Here is a 21589-nt window from a genome sequence, read left to right as displayed (position 1 = left end):
TTATATAAGAAAGTATTTTCAGAGGAAATGTTTTCTTCTTAATACCCTTCGTCTTGACGCTTAAAGTTCACTTCATTTTTCATAATATAAGCCGTTTTCACTTCCTCAGCTGCGAAGCCAAGAATTTCTCCAAGACCCATGTATGAAGAGAATGATTCTATGTACTGTTCTTGATCTACGCTTCCTTTTAATTGTGTGAGCAAAGAGAACACATGTAAAAATTGTTCTGTTGCAGTTTCTTTGTCCGCTTTAACCGGAAGTTCTTCAATTGAATCAAATCCCCATTCAATTCCTAAAGATAATAAGAAGTGAACACCGTCTACGAACTCTTCTAAAATAACCTTTTTATCTGCCGACGGTTTTAGGCTCCAAAATTTGAAACAACGCGTTTCATTAGCCAGCTCGCCTAATTCTACTAATAAAGCAAGAAGTTTGCGGGAAACCAAGTCTTCGTTTTGAAGCTTATGATTTGTTTCAATATGTTGATCTAGCTGGCGCTGCATGTTAAATAAAGACTGTAAGTTCATATCTAATCTCTCCTAAAATAAAATAAATATTAATATAAAATTAAAAATAAATGAAACCTTTTTGCCCTTTATACGTACTGTTAGGAAACAACCCTCGGCAAGGAGGCGATATCGCTTTGATTGTGCTCTTAATGCGACTATTAGTAATTGCTTTATTAGTCTATTTCGTCCTTTTTATTATACGATATGTTCGAAATCCAAAAAGAAAATTAATGCAAGCCAAAGAGCAAAATGAATTTTACGTGGTGGATGAAGCAGAAAATGTTCGTAAAAATTTGGAGTTAACGTATAAAGGTGTTTTGTTTGAAGGCGAAAAATATATAAATGAACAAATTTTTTCTATTACTATGTTATTAAAAAATCCTGACCAGCTCAATGATTTAACTCATGAGGATATCAGATTGGTGTCTGCTAAGGTATCAACTTTATACCCAAAAGCCATTATTAGCTGGAAAAGTCCCGTACGAGAGTTTTTAAAGAACGAGCCACAAAAGCAATAGCTTTTGGGCTTTTTTATTGAGAAAGCTTTTGATAAACAGTGTGCTTACTTCTTGTTGAAGAAGGCCTCTCTGCTTAGTGTGATTTCCATTCCAGATTGTTCCCTTTCCTCAGGGCGAGCGGCCGACCCTCCTTGTATACTGTGAGGTCTCACTTGACTCGCTAGTCCTGCTGGAGTATCACATCTTTCATTTCAATCACGGGGCTTTTGGATAGGGAAGCCTTTTGATGAGATTACTCTCTTGAAGGAATTTTAAAAACGCTCTCCACTTTGCATATTCAGCTCCATTAACCTCTACGTTTGAAACGTTTTCTTCTAACTCATAGATAAGGAGCCTACTACTACATCTATCTAAAACAATAGCCTTAAAAATAAAAAGCAAGATGTTTGTTCATGGCTTCTCCCATTTCATTTTTCAAATTATTCATCTACATATAGATTAGCAATAATGCCAAATGAACAACCACCAAAGCAGGCAGACCGAAACGAAAGCTTGCGTGCTTTGTTTTGTGACGATAAAGATTCATGCCAATGGTTGCACCTAGAGCTCCTCCGATAATGGCAATCGTCCAAAGTGTTTGCTCTTTGATTCTCCATTCATTTCGCTGAGCTCTTTTTTTGTCTGCATTCATTACATATAAGCCTATAAGGTTGATAAGTATCGCGTATATCATTAAAAACAAAGATAATCCCTCCAATAAACAAAAAAGCCTTGCTACCTAGTGGTAACAAGACTTTTTAGCAGAAATTACTTCTCTAAGCCTTTTTTAGCAGCTGCTGCTAATTCAGCAAATGCTTTTTCGTCAGCTACAGCTAAGTCAGCAAGCATTTTACGGTTAACTTCAATACCTGCTAATTTTAATCCGTGCATTAAACGGCTGTAAGAAAGACCATTCATACGAGCTGCTGCATTGATACGTGTAATCCATAATTTACGGAAATCACGTTTTTTCTGACGACGGTCACGATAAGCATACATGTATGATTTCATTACTTGCTGATTAGCAACTTTGTATAATCTATGCTTTGAACCGAAGAAACCTTTGGCTAATTTTAAAACTTTTTTACGACGTTTGCGTGTTACTGTACCGCCTTTTACGCGTGGCATAATTGTTACCTCCTGTTATGTTTCTATCTCAACCCAAATTACTTAATGTTATCTAATAAGTGACGAATACGTTTGAAGTCACCTTTGCTTACTAAAGAACCTTTACGTAATTTACGTTTTTGTTTAGTAGATTTGTTAGCGAATAAGTGACTAGTGTAAGCACGAGCACGCTTTAACTTACCGCTTCCAGTTTTTTTGAAACGCTTTGCAGCGCCACGATGTGTTTTCATTTTTGGCATGGGGTGTTCCTCCTCGTTCTATTACTTTTCGTTTTTAGGTGCAAGCACTAGGAACATGCTGCGTCCTTCCATTTTTGGAGCTGATTCAACTGAACTAACATCAGCGCAAGCCTCTGAAAAACGATCAAGTACTTTTTGTCCAATTCCTTTATGAGTAATAGCACGACCCTTAAAACGAATTGACGCTTTTACTTTATCACCTTTTTCAAGGAACTTACGTGCGTTACGAAGTTTTGTGTTAAAATCATGCTCATCGATTGTTGGGCTTAAACGAACTTCCTTTAAGTTAACAACCTTTTGGTTTTTACGAGCTTCTCTTTCTTTACGCTGTTGCTCGTAGCGGAACTTACCGTAGTCCATAATACGACATACAGGTGGTTTCGCGTTTGCAGCAACCATTACTAAGTCAAGATTTGCTCGTGCAGCAATATCAAGTGCTTCATTTTTTGATTTAATTCCTAATTGCTCACCGTTTTGATCAATTAGACGAACTTCGCGAGCTCGAATGCCCTCGTTTACCATCATGTCCTTGCTAATAAGTAGCCACCTCCAAGGTTTAATGAATGAATACGCTTGTGTAGATATTGGTATACACACAAAAAAGCGTGAGTACACAATGCACCCACACTACTATCGTTAAAAGTAAATACGATGTCAACCTGCTAACTGCTCTATACGCGTCAATCAGGTGAGAAGCGGGTGCTTCTTCTTCTGCACAAACAAGTATTCAATTACTTAAGCTATTATAGTATCAACAAAGACAAAAGTCAATGATTTCGTTCTTTATTTAACAACAAAAATCATTTTACCAAAGGAAAAACATTTATGCAACATTTTTTTTACTTTTTTTAAAAAGGAAAGCAGAGAAGTTGCCCTCTCCGCTTTTTCATTAGCGAGTAATTTCTACTTTTAATCCTGCTAAGAACTGTTCAAAATCAACAGTTTCTGAATTTTGCTCACCGTATTTACGAACATTAACCGCTTTTTCTTCTACTTCTTTATCTCCCACTACTAGCATGTAAGGAATTTTTTGCATTTGAGCTTCACGAATTTTATAGCCAATTTTCTCTTCACGTGAATCTAGTTCCACACGTACACCAGCTAACTGAAGTTTCTCTTGAACTTCTTTTGCATAGTCTAGGTGAACAGTTGGCGATACTGGAATCACTTGAACTTGAACAGGTGCTAACCATGTTGGGAATGCCCCTTTGTATTCTTCAATTAAGAAAGCAACAAAGCGCTCCATTGTTGATACGACACCTCGGTGAATAACAACCGGACGATGCTGTTTTCCATCTTCACCGATATATGTTAGATCAAAACGCTCTGGCAATAAGAAGTCCAGCTGCACTGTTGAAAGAGTTTCTTCTTTTCCAAGAGCCGTTTTAACTTGAACGTCTAGCTTCGGACCGTAGAATGCTGCTTCACCCTCTGCTTCGTAATAGTCTAAGCCAAGCTCATCCATCGCGTCTTTTAACATGGTTTGTGCTTTTTCCCACATTGCATCATCATCAAAGTATTTCTCTGTATCTTCTGGATCACGATACGATAAGCGGAACGAGTAATTTTCAAAGCCAAAGTCTTTGTATACAGCTTCTACTAAGCGAACCACACGAATTAATTCGTCTTTAATTTGGTCTGGACGAACAAAGATATGTGCATCATTTAGCGTCATACCGCGAACACGCTGAAGACCTGCAAGTGCACCTGACATTTCATAGCGGTGCATCGTACCTAGCTCTGCAATACGAATTGGTAATTCACGATAGCTGTGGATATCATTTTTATATACCATCATATGGTGTGGACAGTTCATTGGACGAAGAACTAAATCTTCATTATCCATTTCCATTGCTGGGAACATACCGTCTTGATAGTGATCCCAGTGACCTGATGTTTTATATAGCTCTACGCTACCTAGGACTGGTGTATACACATGTTGATAACCTAGCGCAACCTCTTTATCCACAATGTAGCGCTCAATAACGCGACGAATTGTTGCACCTTTTGGTAACCATAATGGAAGACCTTGTCCAACTTTTTGTGAGTTTGTGAATAAGTTAAGCTCTTTACCAATTTTACGGTGATCACGCTCTTTCGCTTCTTCTAATAAACGTAAGTGCTCATCTAAATCTGCTTTTTTGAAGAATGCCGTGCCATAAATGCGCTGCAACATTTGATTGTTGCTATCTCCACGCCAGTAAGCACCTGCAATATTTAACAGTTTAAACTCTTTAATTTTTCCTGTTGATGGAACGTGGACACCTCGGCAAAGATCAAAGAATTCTCCTTGGTGATAAACCGTTACAGTCTCACCTGCTGGAATAGCATCGATAAGCTCTAACTTTAATTCATCTCCAACTTCTTTATAAAGCTCAATTGCTTCTTCACGAGACACTTCGCGACGCTCAATATCAATATTGGCGTTTACAATCTTCTTCATTTCTTTTTCAATTTCAATTAGATCGTCAGGTGTAATGGAATGCTCCATATCAATGTCATAATAAAATCCATTCTCAATAACTGGTCCTACACCAAGCTGGACCTTTTGATCTTTAAAAACACGCTTAATTGCTTGAGCCATTAAGTGCGCCGTGCTGTGACGCATAATCTCAAGTGCTTCACCTGAATCTTGTGTGATGATTTCAAGCTGACCGTCTGCATGGATTGGTGTACGCAAATCTAAAAGCTCACCGTTTACTTTACCCGCAATTGATTTTTTCTTTAGCCCTGGGCTAATTGATGATGCAATTTGTTCTGTCGTTGTACCTTTAGGATACTCTTTTACTGCTCCATCTGGAAATGTCATTGAAATAACTTCTGACATGTGATTCAACTCCTTATTTATCTCAATATAATCTTGCATAAACTGGTTATTTACGCAAATAAAAAAACTCATCCCTTAATAAGGGACGAGTTGTGTATACACGTGGTACCACCCTTGTTTCTGTCTTTTTGCTTAACAAGGCACAATGAAAGACAGCTCGAGGTTTGATAACGGAAATTCCGTCAGTAATTACTAAAGTAAAATACTTGTTTACTACTGAAGTTTAGAGGTGGTAAGGATATAAATCGTGTTAAGAATCTTTCAGCCACGGATTCTCTCTCTAATAAACCGTAAATATAAACTCATGTCCTCATCATTACTTATCGCTGATTAAAATTTTTACAATATGAGCCTATTATATTCATTTTTAAAATAGAAATCAACCTCTCAAGTCAGATTCTCTTTTTTTAAAAATGCCGCTTCTTGTTTTGTGCATATGACCACTCGTTCTTGAAAAAGATTTTGAATAGTATAAATGAAATCATGTGTATTCTCACGATCACTATAAATATAAATATGCTGCGGAGATAGTGTAATGAGAGGCGCTATAACGGATGGGTCTATGTATAACGACTCATTCTTTTTCATAAATTCTTCAGCCAGATGTTGACGCTGATTCACTGTTAGCAATCCAAAGTTTTCATCATAGAGTTGAAATTCGTTCTCTTGTGAATGCACAACATGTACAGCTTCGCAACTTGCTTCCTCCGTTAAAATAACTTGTCGCAGCTGTTCAACAAACATTTGATATTCATATTCTAGTTTATATTCATCAATAGCGATTTCTAAATAGTACTGTAAGCGAGAGCGATAGTTCTTTAATCGAAACTGGAGAAAAGACTCAAATGTAAACGTAACGTTGTTAACCAGAAAATCTTGAAGCGCTTCTCTAATTAATAAATCTTTAGGCATCGGAAAATCACGTTTAGGTACGTCAACTTTCTCACCTTCTACAATATGATAGACCATGTCTATCATAAGCTGTAGCTCTTGTTCATCCGTATAGAAAAATTTCTGTTTCAAAATCTCACTTAAAATCGTCTCTTCTTTCTGCTCTAATATAAAGTCTGTCAATACTGGGATTAGCATATCGTGTACAATTTCGTCTCGATTATATGTCACGTCAATTACTAGAAGCTGACTGTTCACAAGTTTAAAGCATTGCGGAGCATATGATAAAGCGCTTCGTTTCGCGCATAGCGACCTGTAAATACCAATTGCTTCTTTCTCATACTTAAAGAAAATTCTCACTAATGTTAGCCCCCTTTTGGACACGCTTTATTTATATATATGGGGCAACATGAAAAAAAATGAGCAAGTCCTTACATGAAATGTAAAAGAACTGCTCATTTATTACGTTTATTTTCACCTTCTACCTTTACAGGAGTGGCTAACGTCTTGATTCGTTCCATAATGCGGGCAGCTTTCAGCTCTTCTTCCTCGCCTTTTTGCGTATACGTTAAATGGTGCTTCATCTGCTGAAAATTTAGGTTTGACGTAAAGAAAGTAGGTAAATTTTCTAACATTCGAAATTGAAGAATGGTACCCAATACATCGTCGCGCATCCAGCTTGTTACGGATTCTGCTCCCAAATCATCTAACATTAGGACGGGCACTTTTTTTACGTATTCAATCTTCTCGTTAAAGGTTTTATCTTGAAAAGATCCTTTAAGCTCACGTAAGAATTCAGGAACATATACAATCGTTGATTTTACTTTCTTTTCAGCTAAAGCATTAGCAATGGCACCTAAAAAGTATGTTTTTCCAACACCGAACGATCCATGTAGATAAAGAGCTTTCATCTTCTTATTAGGTTCATACTCCCTGACAAAATCTCGTACTAACTTGATTGCTTCAAGCCTTCCTTGCTCAATTTCAATATCTGACATGGAAGCACCTAAAATATCTTTCGGTACATAAAGACACTGGATAAATGATTCTTGCTCTTTGCGTTCATCTTCAGTTACTTTTCGAGGGCAGCGCTCATAGGTCACATCAATATTTTTACCATCAATTACAAGCTTTGGCTGATAACCTTTAATCATATTAACGCAGCTTTGCAGGGATGGACAGTCTTGACACTCTTTGCTTTGTCCTTTAAATTCATGCATCTTAATGAGACCTCGTTCTACAATACCTTCATCCAATTGATCTCGATTCTTCCTTAAGAAATCTTGAACATTACGATCAGAAAGCACTTCTGATTTTAACGTTTCAAATCGTTCCTTGAAACCTTGATTATTTGCTAGTTTGTTTAGCGAATCATTGATTGACTTCACCCCATCACCTCTCCTTTCCATTCATTAATCTTCACGATTTTTCTTTAAATCTAAATCAAGCTGTTTTAACTCTTCTTCAAGTTTCCGCTTTTCTTCTTCAAAGTCTAAATCTTCTTTTTGACTTTGAGGTTTCTTTTTCTCTTCAGACTCTTCTTTCAACCAATCTGGCACCATCTCTTTACGAACCGTTCTTTGTTTCTTCGTCGCCGTTTGCTTAGATTCAGCCCAGTTTTGGTATTCTTTATGCTCATTTTTCGCAATGACCATCGCTTCTTCCACTGTTTTTACCTTTTTACGAGCCCAGTGTCCTGCAATTTTATCCACATATGCTTTTGATAACTTCATATCCGTTCTTAGCATGACATAATAAATGAGTACATTAGCAACACCTGGAGAAAGGTTTTGATGAAACATAACGTCTTCAACCATTTGTAAATCTGCTTTAGAAGGCGTTGCTCCACCGGACAAGTCCGTCAGTAGCTGTCTTGGAGACGTCACTTCTAACTGCTTAATTAACTTCTCTTCTTGAGAAGTTGGCTCTCTATGTTCCATAGTTCGCAATAACGGCGGCTGAATTTGTTCACTTAAGTTAGGTAGCGCTTCTCCATTTTCAAACTGATAATGGTTTCTAGCAGCTTTTCGAAGCAGCTCAATATCTACTTGATCATTTTCGTTCAACGCGTCCAAGACCACATTCTTCATTTGCAGAGCATCAATTTGATATAAAAATGCTAGCTTTTCAATTGCTAACCTCACCTTGGCTGTAATTGCTTTTTTCGAAATCATAGACTCAGTTAACCCTGTCAAAAATAAATCAAAGTCAAAGCCAGCATCCTTAATTGTTATACTAGCTCTTTGTGAATTATCCACATAGTCCAGATCTCCACTTGGTTTGAAGACATCTTGGTTCTCTCGTTGTAAACTTGACGTGAGCTCTGTCGTTTGTACTGACTTATACACATCATTAAATGAACGAGTAACGTCTTTAAACTCACTGTGGTCCACAGCTGGATCCATAAAATATCGTCTAATTTTTTGAAATACATTTTTACCTAATCGATTGTATAAGTAGACGTTTAAAACACCATCATCAAAAAACTGCTGTGGTGTTAATGGTGGAATTAACTCATAAATATAAACTCTTCCCCCGTCCTCTTCTTTCATATAGGTTTTTAATAAGCCAATACCTTCAAGCTTTAATCGCTCCTGATAAATGGATTTCAAGTTCATTTGCATAACGGCCATTAGGTGATGATGCGTTGCTTCTGTTCCCCATAAGCGTCCTTGTTCTAGTTCACTCCATAACGTCATATATAAGCCATAGCACACGGTTCCAATTAACGGTTGATATAGAGTTGTTAACACTTTTCGATCATATTCTTGAATAACGCCGCTCGTTCTCACAACATAACGGTCAACTGGAATGATTTCTTTCCAATGTTGCTCATTCATCATCATTACCTACCCAATTCTAAAATAGCAAAAAAGAGCTAAAAAATCTCTTTAATAGCTCTTTTATAATTTTTCCTTCTTAATTAACTCCTTTAGTTCATCAATAAATACATTAATGTCTTTAAATTGACGATAAACAGAAGCAAAGCGTACATACGATACTTCATCGATAGCAGCTAGTCTTTCCATTACCATTTCCCCAACAACGTCTGACTGCACTTCTGATGCACCTTGACTGCGCAATTCAGATTCAATATCATGTACAGTATCTTCTAATTGTTTTAAGCTAACTTGCCTTTTCTCACATGCCTTTATTAAACCGCGTAAAATTTTCTCTTTGCTAAACTCTTCACGCGCCCCATCTTTTTTCACTACAATTAAAGGTGGCTCTTCTACTTTTTCAAATGTTGTATAACGATAGTGACAACTTTCGCATTCACGCCGTCTGCGAATTGAACGACCTTCTTCAACAGGCCGTGAGTCTAACACTCTCGTTCCATTATACTGACAGGAAGGACATTTCATCTTCTCAACTCCAATAAATAACCTTTTATATTTGTATAAACTAAGCAGCTTGTACGAACTAACCACTTATGTACGTTAGAAATTCAAAATAAAAATTCACTTTCTTTTCATATTATAGAAAACAAAGCTTGAATACAAGTGAAGGAGAATGAATTCTGAAATTTTATTTCCTAAAACATTTGTTTTCCAATAGATAAAGGCGCTACACAGCTTTATTTGTTTAATACACTTTATTTCCCTTACTTAATAGCAATCAGATGTTGGTCAAAATATTTATAAAAAAAGATGATTAATTCTTTACTATAACCAAAATCGAATGGCATTACTTTTGATTCCGTTGTAACCGAAAAATCGATAGCGGTTTCAAAAGGTCGTAATGAAATAATCGTAATAACAACAAACGCCTTTCTCCCCTTTGACACGTTTAAGCTAATCTCTCCACGCTCTTCATAAGCGGCTAAAATTTCTACTCCATTCATATTCTTCAATAAATTTTGCACCTGAGTAAATGTTTGAGAGGCTGTTGATTTGTAGTAATGTGTTTGTAACTTTGGATTTTCGTGGTGGTCCCTAGTTTCAGAATGATTCGAAAAAACTGACTTTACTTTTTGAATAATCCCCATGTTGTGTAGACTCCTTTTTATCAAAATAATCGCTATAGCTACTAAAGATACCCTAGCTACTTTCTTTATTATAATGGATAAACGGTATTTTTGTATCTAAAAAGGACTGTCTATAAATGGCGAGTCCAATTTATAGAGCAGTCCCTAATTGTTCTTAGCTTTGTTTTATACTATTAAAGTACATTTGCTTTCGTTTGCTTTACTTGTACAGGACCCATTCCACGCGGTACTTCAATTGTCTCACGTGTTTGAGCATTTAGTTCATCTGCAATATAGTCAGCAGCAATTGTTGGATCTAAGTCTCCACATGTGTATACATCGATGCTTGCATACCCATGCTCTGGAAAGCTGTGGATAGTTAAATGTGATTCTGAAATAATAACAACCCCACTTACGCCCTGAGGTGCAAATTTATGAAACGCAACCTCACGAACTTCCGCTCCAGTTTTTAGTGCTGCATCTACAAACGTTTTTTCAATATAATCCATATCATTCAACTTATCGAAATCACAACCCCATAATTCTGAGATAACGTGACGACCCATTGTTTCCATAATGATATTTCCCCCTTTAACAATTTTTAATCGTTAAATATGAAATTCTTTCGCCATATAGCATGTTAACTACCACGGGGGAAAGTTAGTCCAGAGAGGTCCTAACCCTTTAAGTAGATACATAACCGAAAGGTACACAAGAAGTTCACGAAACATAGTATACTTTGTTTAGACTCATTTTGCAACACGTGATTTTATTTAAATTTGCAATCCGTAGCTAAACTCGATTTATTCTCTGCCCCACCACTTTTTAAGACCTCTCATTTATTAGTTCCCTATCTCAGTTAGAACAAACAATGAATTCAAATAGAATAAGCGAGGCATGATTGCCTCGCTTATTTATCCAACCTTTAGCTTTGAATTTTGAATCATCTCTGCTGTAATATATTTTACTAAATCGACTACTCTTTGTGAGTATCCCCATTCGTTATCGTACCACGCTAATACTTTAATTTTATGTTCATCCATGACCATGGTTGATAAGCCGTCAATGATTGCTGAATTGGGGTTTGTATTGAAATCAATTGATACTAACGGTTCTGTTGTAAATGCAAGTATTCCTTGTAGTGGACCTTCTGCGGATTGAATAAACGCTTTATTCACCGCTTCTTTTGTTACCGCTTTCCTAACATCAACAACGAGGTCTACAAGCGATACATTTGGCGTTGGAACTCGCAGCGCCATACCATGTAATTTCCCACTGAGATGAGGAAGCACAAGTGATAATGCTTTGGCAGCCCCAGTTGTTGTAGGAATAATGGACTGACCGCATGCGCGCGCGCGTCGTAAATCTTTATGTGGGTTATCAATATTTTTTTGGTCGTTCGTATATGCGTGAACCGTTGTCATTAAACCGTTCTCAATAGTAAAAGCCTCGTCTAATACCTTGACAACAGGCGCTAGGCAGTTTGTCGTACAAGATGCATTTGAGATAATGTGATGCTTATGCACATCCAGCACCTTTTCATTTACTCCCATTACAATTGTGACATCTTCATCTTTACCAGGTGCCGTTAAGACAACTTTTTGAGCACCAGCCTCAATATGTAACTGCGCTTTTTCTCTAGAATTAAATTTTCCAGTTGCTTCAATTACTAAATCAATTTGTAATTGTTTCCATGGTAATAAGAGTGGATCTCGCGAGTCAAGTAGCTGAATTCTTTTACCATTTACAATCAACGCATCTGTTTCACAGATAACTTCTCCAGCAAATGGACCATGAATGGAGTCATATTTGATTAAATGCGCTAAAGTTTCTGCAGGATAGCTTGCATTAATTGCAACAATATCTAACTTTTCCTCTTCAATCGCTGTTCGAAAAACCATTCTTCCAATTCTCCCAAAACCATTAATTGCAATTCGTGCTTTCATGGTTATTCCCCCTAACAAATATGTTATACTAATTAACTTTTTATACAAAATAGTATAACATAAATAATTTTAAAATGAAGAATTATTGCACATTATTTTGTTGTCTTATTCTACATATATTAAAAAAAGCTGGAAAGAATGACTTCTCTCCAACTCAATTTGTTAATTTTGATACAAGTTTTATAACTTGCTCTTTTGTTTCATCTATACTTCCATTGTTATCAATAATAAAATCTGCCATCTTTGCCTTTTCAGTTAAAGGCAGTTGAGACTTAATTCTCGCTAATGCATCTTCTTTAGAGAGGTTATTTCTTTTTTGTAGTCTCTCAAGCTGCACAAGTTCATTTACATGGACAACAATAACTTGGTCTACTAGATACGTTAATTTGCTTTCAAACAAAAGTGGAATATCCAACACAACTAGCTGATATTGCTCAGCAATCAATTGTTCTTTTTGCTTTAACATTTCACTTCGAACTTCCGGGTGTACAATTGAATTGAGCTTTTGACGCTCCTGTTCGTTATGAAAGATAATCTGACCAAGAGCAGCACGATTAATTTCTAGATCTTCTTGTAAAATCTCTTTTCCAAATGCCTCAACAATCTTACTATAAGCGACTCTACCGTTCTGAACGACTTCTTTTGCAATCTGATCAGCATCGATTACCGGTATATTCATTTCACGGAATATCGCTGAGACCGTACTTTTTCCACTAGCGATTCCACCCGTTAAACCAACAACAATCGTCATAATGTTCTCCCTTTTACTTCTTATAATCTCAATATTCCCATTAAAATCAATACAACACCTGGTACAAATGAAAACATCCTCATCCAAGCTAGTTTAGAAAACCATTTTCCAATTTGAATTCCTAATGTAAGGAAAATAAAGCTCATTGCCGCTACTGCGATGGCCAATATGACTGGCGAATAACCTAATAAAGCTGCTGCTATTCCAGCTCCAAATGCATCCAATGATAACGCGATACCTAAAATTAATGCTTCAACTCCCGTAATAGAGCCTGATTTATCTAAATCTGCTGTCGTCGGCTTTTTCAAAATATTAATGACCAAGCCAATGGATTTTATTTCTACTTTAAAAATGATTTTTTCTTCCAGCTTTGCTGTTTCCTCTTCTTCAGGACGAAAAAATTGATACAAAATCCACATGCCCAACAATACAAAAATAATGCCACCAATGGTGTCAAGCGCAGCCGGAGAAAATAAATGCGTAATCATTTTGCCAACAAACATCGCAAGCGTTAATGTAAACGCGGAACAACAAGCAATAATTAAAATTGATTTAAACGGAATTTTAAGTTTTCGCAATCCGTATGTTAATCCTACGCTGAAGCTATCTAGGCTTACTGCAAAAGCTACTAGTATTAAAGAAAGTGAAATCATCTTAAAGAGCTCCTTCCATTTCATCTATCTAAAGTATATGAAAGGAGCCCATCCATTGTTATTATTCTTCAAGCTTCTGGCAACTTGGACAAATATGCGTACCTCTTCCCGCTACTACATATTTCTTAATCGGAGTGCCACATACAACACAAGGTTCGTCTTTTTTACCATAAACATAAAGCTGAAGCTGAAACATCCCCATCTCTCCTTGAGTATTTACGTAGGATCGAATGGTACTTCCACCTTTTTCAACCGCTTCCTGTAGAGTTGCTACGATTTCTTTATGCAAACGGTCCAACTCCTCATCGGTGAGCTGGCTTGCTACACGCTCAGGATGTATACGAGCTCGGAAAAGCGCTTCATCCACATAGATATTCCCAAGCCCAACGACCACTTGTTGGTCTAATAAAACCGCCTTAATTTTTCGACTCGTTCGACCGATTCGGTTTTTTAGAACTTCCGCTGTAAACAGTTCTTCAAAAGGCTCCGAACCCAGTGTACTTAGAGGTGGTGAGAGCTCTTCTTCTCCTGGTTGAAATAAATGCATGGTCCCAAATTTTCGTACATCTTTATACCTTAACTGCGTACCATCCTTAAACAGAAAAATAACATGTGTATGCTTATCAATTGGTTCATCCTTCTCAGCAAGAGCATACTTACCTTCCATTCGGAGGTGAGAAACTAATACGTAGTTATCTAAAATGATTTTTAGAAATTTCCCTCGACGGTGTACATCTTGAATCGTCTGTCCCTTTAGTGCATCACAAAACTGTTCAACTTCAACCGGTCGCTTAATGATATTTGGCCATGTTACTTTTACTTCATCAATTGTTTTTCCTTTTACTAAATGAATGAGCGTGCGGCGAACCGTTTCAACTTCTGGTAATTCGGGCACCTTATCCACCTCTCTTTGCTAATTCATTGTTGTTTACTTAGCGTCAAACCAAGTAGCACCATACGAGTAATCTACTTTTAAAGGTACATCTAATTTTAGTGCACTTTCCATCACCTCTGGAACAATACGCTCAAGAATTTCAATTTCATGTTTTGGCGCTTCAAAGATAAGCTCATCATGTACTTGAAGAAGAAGCTTTGTTTCTAACTTCTCTTCTTTTAATCGCTTTGCCATTTCAATCATTGCTTTTTTGATAATATCAGCAGCTGTTCCTTGAATAGGTGTGTTCATAGCCGTTCTCTCAGCAAAGCTTCTCAGATTAAAGTTGCGACTTGTAATCTCTGGCAGATAGCGACGACGATGCAATAAAGTTGTTACGTATCCCGCTTCTTTTGCTTGACGTACAATATCCGCCATATATTCTTGAACACCAGGAAAGCTTTCCAGGTAGCGCTCAATGAACTTTGCCGCTTCTTTTCGCGTAATCCCGAGGTTCTGTGATAACCCATAGTCACTAATACCATACACAATTCCAAAGTTAACCGCTTTTGCTTGACGCCTCATATTAGACGTCACGTCCTCTTTTGCTACATGGAACACGTCCATAGCCGTTTTTGTATGGATATCGAGATCTTCTGTAAATGCCTCAATTAGTTTTTCATCAGCTGCAATATGCGCTAAAACGCGTAGCTCGATTTGAGAATAGTCAGCAGCAAAGATTACCCAACCTTTCTTTGACGGGACAAAAGCTGAACGTATTTTTTTCCCTTCTTCTAAGCGTATTGGAATATTTTGCAGGTTCGGATCAACTGAGCTTAAGCGCCCTGTTTGCGTTAGAGTTTGATTAAAACGCGTATGAACTTTCTGATCGGAATGGATGACTTTCTTTAGCCCTTCCACATATGTGGACTGGAGCTTGCCAAGCTGACGGTATTCTAAAATTTCTTGGATAATGTCATGCTTATCAGCTAACTGCTCCAACACGTCTGCGGAAGTAGAATAGCCTGTTTTTGTCTTTTTGATAACAGGGAGCTCAAGCTTTTCAAACAAAATAACGCCTAACTGCTTCGTTGAATTAATGTTAAATTCTTCTCCAGCATAACTATAAATAGTAGCTTCTAATTCCTTCAGACGTTCATGAATGGTTTTCCCTAATTCATCTAAGCGGTTATGGTCAATTTTCACTCCTTGATATTCCATATCAGCTAATACAAATGACAGGGGCATTTCGAGCTGTTCATATAAGTCATACTGCTCATTTTCTTTTAGCTCGGCTAGCAGCTTTTCTTTTAAAAATTGAAGAGCTGCTGCTTTTCTAGCAACATGTTCTGCTAATTCTCCTACTTCAGGTACTGATTTTTTTGCCCCTTTTCCGTATACCACTTCATCAGAGCTCACTTGCGTATATCCTTTTAGCTTAGCAATTGTAGCTAGATCATCGTTGGCTTCAGCAGGATTTAAGATGTAAGAAGCAATCATAATGTCCTGTTCAATTCCTTTAATCTCATAGCCTTCCCATCGCATTGAAACAACCATTCTTTTTCCATCAAATACAGTCTTTTTCATTGATTGATCCTGTAACCAATTCACAAATTCAGAGGACCCTAAAGCTACTGATTTTCCAATGAAAAAATGGCCATTTTCATTGCTAATACCAAAACCTAGCAGCTGATCATGGTGATAGTTTTCTTCATATCCTTCCACAACAAGCGCAGCATCGTTTGTTAATATCTCGTTGTCTACACTGTTCACTATCTTGTATTCAAGCTCTTCAAAAGAGCTACTTTCCTCTGAATCGCCACCAAATTTATCTAAAAGAGAATTAAAGCCAAGTTCTTTAAATAGTGCTACAAGCTTTTCACTGTTTTCACCTTGATACGCAACAGCTTCCAAGCTCACTTCAATAGGTGCGTTTGTGTCGATTGTAGCAAGCTCTTTACTCATGAGTGCCTGCTCTTTGTTATCTGATAGCTTTTCTTTTAATTTTTTACCACTCACTTGATCGATTGATTCTAAGACGTTTTCAACTGTTCCAAACTCTTTTAATAATTTCAGAGCCGTCTTTTCTCCAACTCCAGGAACACCTGGAATATTATCAGAAGAGTCACCCATAAGTCCCTTCATATCAATAATTTGCATAGCTTTAATGCCATACTTCTCATCGATTAAAGCTGGCGTATAGGCATCAACATCTGTAATACCTTTTCGCGTGATACCTACTGTTATGTGTTCTGAAACAAGCTGAAGTAAATCTTTGTCACCTGAAATTACTTTCACCTCAAAGTTCTCTTTTTCAGCTTGCTTTGCTAATGTACCAATAATGTCATCGGCTTCGTAATTCTCTAGCTCATAGCGCTTTATTCCATAGGCATCTAGCAGGTCTCGAATAAATGGAAATTGCTCTGATAGCTCAGGAGGCGTTTTTTGCCTTCCACCTTTATACTCTGTAAATGTTTTATGGCGAAAAGTTGTTTTACCAGCATCAAATGCTACAAGAAGATGTGTTGGTTTCTCTTCTTCTAAAATGCGCATTAACATCGTTGTAAATCCGTAAATTGCGTTTGTATGTATACCTTTATCGTTATTCAGTAAAGGCAGAGCAAAAAATGCACGATATGCGATACTATTGCCGTCTATTAATACTAATTTCTTGGACATGAATAATCCTCCATTTCAAAAAAAGAACGTTTATTCTATTTTATCAAAAGTTTCCTCTCAACAACAAAAACTAATCTATCTAATTACAGTTAGTTTTTTACCAGAAACTAGTTTCATGCATAATTCGAACTAAGAATGCGCCCTAATTATAAATGATATAAACAAAAAAGGCATTATCCTTTATAGAATAATACCTTTGTCTTATGTTATAAAAAAAATGGACGAAAGGAGTATGAAGACTCCTCTCGTCTTCCAAAATTGGCTCCTTGGATGAAGGGGGTTCCATAGAAAAGTATAACAAGCTTATATTAAGCTTCCTTAAATGCTTTGTAAAAGGAACGTAAACATTTGCTTAGTTTTCTAAGTATTTATTTAACGTGACAGAAAAAGTTGTCCCTTCATTCACTTTACTCTGTACGTCAATATGCCCTTTATGTGCTTCTACAAGATGTTTGACAATTGCTAGTCCAAGACCTGTACCACCGGAATTTCTACTTCTTGCTTTATCTACGCGATAAAAGCGTTCAAAAATTCGAGGAATTTCTTCTTGTGCGATGCCAATCCCTGTATCGGTGATATGAACAAGGACTTTGTCTAATTTTTCTTCAATTCGAATATGAACTTTACCGCTTGGCATCGTATAATTCAATGCGTTGCTAATTAAGTTCATAAAGATTTGGGTTAACCTCTGGATATCTGCTTCAATTAAACATTCTTCTTCAAGTGTTTCAATTTGAAGATCAATTCCTCGCTCTTTTGCTCGATTAGAAAGAACCATAACGATTTCATAAAGAAGCGTATTAATATTAATGGCTTGAACGTTTAGCTGAAAACCTTGCTGTTCCACTTTTGATAAATCTAACAAATCTTGTATTAACGTTTCCATCCGTTGACTTTCATTCATGATAATCGATAGAAACTGCTTTCTTAGCTCTGGTTCCTCCATAGCACCATCTAAAAGCGTTTCACTAAAGCCTTTAATTGATGTGATGGGTGTCTTTAACTCATGAGATACGTTAGCAACAAAGTCTCGGCGAACCTGCTCTAGTTTCTTAAGTTCTGTTATGTCATGAAAAACCAGAACAATCCCCTTCCATTCATCATTTAATCCGATAATTGGCGCTCCGTATACATCATAATGTCGACGTTCGATATTTCGAGAGAGTACAACATGTTTGCGAACCTTCACTTCTGTCATAAAAATCTCTTCTACTAGGGAAACGACTTCTTTATGTTCAAACACTTCATAGTATAGGTGATATAAGAAATCATTCATCTTTATTTGAAATTGTTCTTTATAAGCTCGATTTACTAGGTTAATATAGCCGCGACTATCAATTAAAATCATCCCGCTACCCATATTTTCAATGAGCGTCCGCAGGCGATCTTGTTGCATCTCTTGGCTACGAATTAACTCTTGTAAATTACGGGCTAATGCATTAATGGATTGACTTAGCATTCCTGTTTCATCCATATAATCTTCATAAGTACGAGCTTTATAATTGCCTTTTGCTAGCTCCATGGCTACCTGAGTAGCCGATTCAATTGGTCTGGTATAGCGATTCATAATCTTTATTCCTAGTAATAAAATGACGATTAACGCAACGCCAAGACTTCCAATTAACAGCCCCCATATTTGTTGATTGACTTGATTTAATGACGCAAAAGAAGTACTTAAAACAACAAACCCTTCTTTCTGACCGTCAATGACAAGTGGCACACCATAATAGTAGAGGTCATGATTTTCTTCGATGCGGCTGAATGCTTCCTGATTCACGCTTTGCTTCTTTATTACCTCTTGGAGTATACGAGTGTTTTCCAAGGAGCCATTGTGACTACTTGCATTTGAATCTACAAGAATTGTACCGTCATTGTTAATAATAGTTGCTCGAACACTTAATGACTCACTAATCGAATCTACATTTTCTTGAAGAGTTGGATTTGTCAGGCCTTCTTTCCCAATAAAAAGTTCGACAAGCTCAGCTTCTTTTTCCATCCGTTCTTGAAAGGTTTGAAAATAGAAATTTTTGAAAAGCTGAGCTAATAATAAGCCTAAACAAACCAGTACCACAATAATTAACGTTAGCAGTGCAAAAAGTAAGCGCGAGCGGAACTTATTCATCTACCTTTGGTTCCTCTAATTTATATCCTAAACCACGAATGGTTTTAATATAAATTGGTTTTCTTGTATTGCTTTCAATCTTTTCACGCAAATGACTAATATGGACATCTACAATCCTTGTATCACCCGCAAAGTCATAATTCCAAACGGCACTTAATAACTGATCACGCGTCAGCACTCGCCCTTTATGTTTTGATAAATATAATAATAGTTCAAACTCTTTTGGCGTTAATTCTAGCTGCTCTTGCTGAAAATAAGCTTCGTAATGCTCGGGAAGAATTTTTAAATCTCCAATAAAGATTCTTTCTCCATCCTCTTCTTCCTGATTGGCTTGATTACTAATTTGAGAACGACGAAGTATGGCCTTTACCCGAGCAACAACTTCTCGTGGACTAAACGGTTTTGTCATATAGTCATCTGCTCCAAGTTCTAAACCTAACACTTTATCAAACTCATCATCCTTAGCCGTTAACATTAATATAGGCGTCATAACTTTCTGCTGTCTAAGCTTTTTGCACACTTCAATTCCATCCATTTTGGGAAGCATTAAGTCTAACACGATTAAATCTGGGTTTTCTTCCAGTGCTTTATTGTACCCTTCTTCTCCATCCATTGCCGTGCTGACCTCAAAACCAGCTTGCTGCAGGTTATACTGTAATAATGTTGAGATTGACTGTTCATCGTCTACTACTAATAATCTCTTATTCATGTTCGTAACATAAGCCTCCATCAATTCATTTTAAACGCCACTTCACCCAATATTTTGTCTATATGTATGTCATTATCATACACTGATTCCTTAAAGTTCTCAAAGGCATTTCATAATATTATGCCAATAAACAAGCCCCCTAATTAAAAAGGAGGCCCGTTTGTCACTGCATTAAAAGTTCTCAAACTCATGTGTTTCGGCAATCGATAGTTCTTGAGGAGGACATACAATAAATTGAGCTTGTACAACGCTCTCTTCATTCTCATCTGTTGCCTGTACATCAATTGTAATTGTCTTTTCGTCCATATTTTTATTAACTACTTCAAATAAAAACTCGACTGTACTGTAATGGTAAATACGCTTAGGAAATGCAACGGTTTGCTTTAGAATATGACTTCCTGGACCCGGCAAATATTTGGAGATAGCCGCTGTCATCATTCCATTGATCATAATTGCTGGAACAATCGGCTTTTTAAACGTCGTTTGCGCAGCATAATCATGCTGAATATAAAGGGGATTGGCGTCATTTGTTAAGCCTAGATATAGAAGAATATCCTTGTCCTCTATGCGTTCAGTAAGTGAAAGCTTTTCGCCAACTTGGATTTGTTTTATGGTTCTTCCAATCTTTTGTTTTTTCCCTAGCACCATTGCTACTTCATCCTTTCTCTTTGTAGCTTTCATGAACGATCGCTAATCATGCGAACAGTTCTTGTCTAAAGCAGTGAAACTTCTACAACAAAAAAATTCGAGGTTTCCCTCGAATTTTCCTGTTTTTCTTTTATAAATGATGCTTTTTACCACACCGTTTACCAAGTGCTTATCTATTTTTAAACAAGAACGCTCATCACATTTTTAACTGAATCAGCAGATTGATCTAAAGCTGCTTTTTCTTGTTCAGTTAGTTCTAATTCAATCACTTGCTCAATACCATTGGCACCTAGAACTGTTGGTACACCAAGGTAAATACCACTGTAGCCATATTCACCTTCTAAGTACGCAATTGCAGGTAAGATACGACGCTGATCTTTTAGGATAGCTTCTGTCATTTCTAAGAGAGATGCAGCAGGTGCATAATAAGCACTACCATTTCCTAAAAGGTTTACAATCTCGCCGCCACCTTTACGCGTACGCTCCACGATAGCATTTAAGCGATCTTGTGGAATTAACGTTTGAAGCGGAATTCCACCTGCGTATGAGTAGCGCACAAGAGGAACCATATCGTCACCGTGTCCTCCTAGTACAAAGCCAGTAACGTCCTTAACTGATACATTCAGTTCCTGTGCTACAAATGTACGGAAACGAGCCGAATCTAGTACACCAGACTGACCAATTACACGATTTTTTGGAAATCCTGATTCTTTAAATACTGTATACGTCATCGCATCAACTGGATTGGTTAACACGATAATATAACAATTTGGTGAGTATTTAACAATTTCTTGCGTTACAGACTTCATTACCTTTTGGTTTGTCGTAACTAAATCGTCACGGCTCATACCAGGTTTACGTGCAATACCAGCCGTAATAATGACGACATCAGAGTCAGCTGTATCTTCATAGTTAGCTGTTCCTGTAATATTAGCGTCAAAACCTTGTACTGGGCCTGCTTCTAACATATCCAACGCTTTACCTTTAGCTGGGTTTTCTGCCTGTGGAATATCCACCAATACAACGTCAGCTAATTCTTTTTGTCCGATCAAAAACGCAGTTGTTGCACCTGTAAAGCCAGCACCAATAACTGAGACTTTTTTTCGTTTGTTTGACATGTTAATTCCCCCAAATCGTTCTCGTTTACTA

22 protein-coding genes and 1 other annotated feature are annotated in these 21589 nt (G+C 37.1%); of the genes, 1 reads left to right on the top strand and 21 read right to left on the bottom strand.

All coding sequences use genetic code 11. The features are described from left to right. Window positions 1-38: 38 nt before the first annotated feature. Window positions 39-527, bottom strand: coding sequence for a dUTP diphosphatase (locus tag BFL01S_RS04200; RefSeq protein ID WP_061784965.1), 489 nt, complete (start codon window positions 525-527; stop codon window positions 39-41). A 50-nt stretch (window positions 528-577) separates the two neighbouring features. Between BFL01S_RS04200 and BFL01S_RS21495 the strand changes: the two genes are divergently transcribed. Next, window positions 578-1027, top strand: a complete 450-nt coding sequence (locus BFL01S_RS21495) for a hypothetical protein (RefSeq protein WP_501193722.1) — start codon at window positions 578-580, stop codon at window positions 1025-1027. A 427-nt stretch (window positions 1028-1454) separates the two neighbouring features. Here the strand turns inward: BFL01S_RS21495 and BFL01S_RS04185 are convergent, their stop codons facing one another. From BFL01S_RS04185 to mdh, 20 genes are all read right to left on the bottom strand, one after another. After that, complete coding sequence (locus BFL01S_RS04185) at window positions 1455-1709, bottom strand: DUF1294 domain-containing protein (RefSeq protein ID WP_025907207.1); 255 nt, start codon at window positions 1707-1709, stop codon at window positions 1455-1457. Between the two features lie 65 nt (window positions 1710-1774). After that, window positions 1775-2134 (bottom strand): 50S ribosomal protein L20, encoded by a 360-nt coding sequence (gene rplT / locus BFL01S_RS04180; protein ID WP_061784963.1) that lies wholly within the window; start codon window positions 2132-2134, stop codon window positions 1775-1777. Between the two features lie 38 nt (window positions 2135-2172). Continuing rightward, the gene (gene rpmI / locus BFL01S_RS04175; protein WP_013059426.1) at window positions 2173-2373 is read right to left on the bottom strand and encodes a 50S ribosomal protein L35; all 201 of its coding nucleotides are present in this window, start codon (window positions 2371-2373) and stop codon (window positions 2173-2175) included. Between the two features lie 21 nt (window positions 2374-2394). Next, window positions 2395-2898: a translation initiation factor IF-3 gene (infC, locus tag BFL01S_RS04170; RefSeq protein WP_025907220.1), complete on the bottom strand. Its 504-nt coding sequence runs from the start codon at window positions 2896-2898 to the stop codon at window positions 2395-2397. A gap of 66 nt (window positions 2899-2964) precedes the next feature. Further along, window positions 2965-3090: a sequence feature (ribosomal protein L20 leader region), on the bottom strand. 172 nt (window positions 3091-3262) lie between these two features. Next, window positions 3263-5200 carry a threonine--tRNA ligase gene (gene thrS / locus BFL01S_RS04165; RefSeq protein WP_061784962.1) on the bottom strand — a complete coding sequence of 646 codons (1938 nt, stop codon included), beginning with the start codon at window positions 5198-5200 and terminating at the stop codon, window positions 3263-3265. A 387-nt stretch (window positions 5201-5587) separates the two neighbouring features. Then, a complete protein-coding gene (ytxC, locus tag BFL01S_RS04160; RefSeq protein WP_025907222.1) occupies window positions 5588-6451 on the bottom strand; it encodes a sporulation protein YtxC in 864 nt (287 codons plus the stop codon). 95 nt (window positions 6452-6546) lie between these two features. After that, window positions 6547-7479 carry a primosomal protein DnaI gene (gene dnaI, locus BFL01S_RS04155; protein ID WP_025907224.1) on the bottom strand — a complete coding sequence of 311 codons (933 nt, stop codon included), beginning with the start codon at window positions 7477-7479 and terminating at the stop codon, window positions 6547-6549. A 24-nt stretch (window positions 7480-7503) separates the two neighbouring features. Then, entirely contained in the window at window positions 7504-8931 is a 1428-nt protein-coding gene (locus tag BFL01S_RS04150) for a replication initiation and membrane attachment family protein (RefSeq protein ID WP_061784969.1), read from the bottom strand. 63 nt (window positions 8932-8994) lie between these two features. Then, window positions 8995-9456, bottom strand: a complete 462-nt coding sequence (gene nrdR / locus BFL01S_RS04145; protein WP_025907227.1) for a transcriptional regulator NrdR — start codon at window positions 9454-9456, stop codon at window positions 8995-8997. A gap of 239 nt (window positions 9457-9695) precedes the next feature. Next, entirely contained in the window at window positions 9696-10079 is a 384-nt protein-coding gene (locus tag BFL01S_RS04140; protein ID WP_025907228.1) for a hypothetical protein, read from the bottom strand. 173 nt (window positions 10080-10252) lie between these two features. After that, window positions 10253-10633: an adenosylmethionine decarboxylase gene (speD, locus tag BFL01S_RS04135; protein ID WP_025907230.1), complete on the bottom strand. Its 381-nt coding sequence runs from the start codon at window positions 10631-10633 to the stop codon at window positions 10253-10255. A gap of 339 nt (window positions 10634-10972) precedes the next feature. Further along, the gene (locus tag BFL01S_RS04130; RefSeq protein ID WP_025907232.1) at window positions 10973-12004 is read right to left on the bottom strand and encodes a glyceraldehyde-3-phosphate dehydrogenase; all 1032 of its coding nucleotides are present in this window, start codon (window positions 12002-12004) and stop codon (window positions 10973-10975) included. A gap of 154 nt (window positions 12005-12158) precedes the next feature. Beyond that, window positions 12159-12755: a dephospho-CoA kinase gene (coaE, locus tag BFL01S_RS04125; protein ID WP_025907234.1), complete on the bottom strand. Its 597-nt coding sequence runs from the start codon at window positions 12753-12755 to the stop codon at window positions 12159-12161. Window positions 12756-12775: 20 nt separating this feature from the next. After that, entirely contained in the window at window positions 12776-13408 is a 633-nt protein-coding gene (gene ytaF, locus BFL01S_RS04120) for a sporulation membrane protein YtaF (protein ID WP_025907237.1), read from the bottom strand. Between the two features lie 61 nt (window positions 13409-13469). Further along, window positions 13470-14303 (bottom strand): DNA-formamidopyrimidine glycosylase, encoded by an 834-nt coding sequence (gene mutM, locus BFL01S_RS04115; RefSeq protein WP_061784961.1) that lies wholly within the window; start codon window positions 14301-14303, stop codon window positions 13470-13472. Between the two features lie 33 nt (window positions 14304-14336). Next, window positions 14337-16961 (bottom strand): DNA polymerase I, encoded by a 2625-nt coding sequence (polA, locus tag BFL01S_RS04110; protein ID WP_025907241.1) that lies wholly within the window; start codon window positions 16959-16961, stop codon window positions 14337-14339. A gap of 352 nt (window positions 16962-17313) precedes the next feature. After that, entirely contained in the window at window positions 17314-19083 is a 1770-nt protein-coding gene (gene pnpS / locus BFL01S_RS04105) for a two-component system histidine kinase PnpS (RefSeq protein WP_061784960.1), read from the bottom strand. Further along, window positions 19076-19792 carry a response regulator transcription factor gene (locus BFL01S_RS04100; protein WP_025907245.1) on the bottom strand — a complete coding sequence of 239 codons (717 nt, stop codon included), beginning with the start codon at window positions 19790-19792 and terminating at the stop codon, window positions 19076-19078. The genes pnpS and BFL01S_RS04100 overlap by 8 nt, the downstream gene beginning before the upstream one ends. A 171-nt stretch (window positions 19793-19963) precedes the next feature. Continuing rightward, window positions 19964-20440, bottom strand: coding sequence for a MaoC/PaaZ C-terminal domain-containing protein (locus tag BFL01S_RS04095; protein WP_025907247.1), 477 nt, complete (start codon window positions 20438-20440; stop codon window positions 19964-19966). Between the two features lie 179 nt (window positions 20441-20619). After that, entirely contained in the window at window positions 20620-21558 is a 939-nt protein-coding gene (gene mdh, locus BFL01S_RS04090) for a malate dehydrogenase (protein ID WP_025907249.1), read from the bottom strand. Between the last annotated feature and the right edge of the window lie 31 nt (window positions 21559-21589).

Source organism: Priestia flexa NBRC 15715, assembly GCF_001591565.1.
GTDB classification, from domain to species: Bacteria; Bacillota; Bacilli; order Bacillales; family Bacillaceae_H; genus Priestia; species Priestia flexa.
This window is presented reverse-complemented; position numbering and strand designations above follow the sequence as displayed.

Coding starts and splice junctions, on each gene's coding strand:
- infC (WP_025907220.1), bottom strand. CDS start 2,898: ATGATGGTAAACGAGGGCATTCGAGCTCGCGAAGTTCGTCTAATTGAT.
- polA (WP_025907241.1), bottom strand. CDS start 16,961: ATGTCCAAGAAATTAGTATTAATAGACGGCAATAGTATCGCATATCGT.
- BFL01S_RS04140 (WP_025907228.1), bottom strand. CDS start 10,079: ATGGGGATTATTCAAAAAGTAAAGTCAGTTTTTTCGAATCATTCTGAA.
- rpmI (WP_013059426.1), bottom strand. CDS start 2,373: ATGCCAAAAATGAAAACACATCGTGGCGCTGCAAAGCGTTTCAAAAAA.
- BFL01S_RS04150 (WP_061784969.1), bottom strand. CDS start 8,931: ATGAATGAGCAACATTGGAAAGAAATCATTCCAGTTGACCGTTATGTT.
- thrS (WP_061784962.1), bottom strand. CDS start 5,200: ATGTCAGAAGTTATTTCAATGACATTTCCAGATGGAGCAGTAAAAGAG.
- nrdR (WP_025907227.1), bottom strand. CDS start 9,456: ATGAAATGTCCTTCCTGTCAGTATAATGGAACGAGAGTGTTAGACTCA.
- mdh (WP_025907249.1), bottom strand. CDS start 21,558: ATGTCAAACAAACGAAAAAAAGTCTCAGTTATTGGTGCTGGCTTTACA.
- BFL01S_RS04095 (WP_025907247.1), bottom strand. CDS start 20,440: ATGGTGCTAGGGAAAAAACAAAAGATTGGAAGAACCATAAAACAAATC.
- pnpS (WP_061784960.1), bottom strand. CDS start 19,083: ATGAATAAGTTCCGCTCGCGCTTACTTTTTGCACTGCTAACGTTAATT.
- BFL01S_RS04200 (WP_061784965.1), bottom strand. CDS start 527: ATGAACTTACAGTCTTTATTTAACATGCAGCGCCAGCTAGATCAACAT.
- BFL01S_RS04130 (WP_025907232.1), bottom strand. CDS start 12,004: ATGAAAGCACGAATTGCAATTAATGGTTTTGGGAGAATTGGAAGAATG.
- coaE (WP_025907234.1), bottom strand. CDS start 12,755: ATGACGATTGTTGTTGGTTTAACGGGTGGAATCGCTAGTGGAAAAAGT.
- ytaF (WP_025907237.1), bottom strand. CDS start 13,408: ATGATTTCACTTTCTTTAATACTAGTAGCTTTTGCAGTAAGCCTAGAT.
- speD (WP_025907230.1), bottom strand. CDS start 10,633: ATGGAAACAATGGGTCGTCACGTTATCTCAGAATTATGGGGTTGTGAT.
- rplT (WP_061784963.1), bottom strand. CDS start 2,134: ATGCCACGCGTAAAAGGCGGTACAGTAACACGCAAACGTCGTAAAAAA.
- BFL01S_RS04100 (WP_025907245.1), bottom strand. CDS start 19,792: ATGAATAAGAGATTATTAGTAGTAGACGATGAACAGTCAATCTCAACA.
- BFL01S_RS21495 (WP_501193722.1), top strand. CDS start 578: ATGAAACCTTTTTGCCCTTTATACGTACTGTTAGGAAACAACCCTCGG.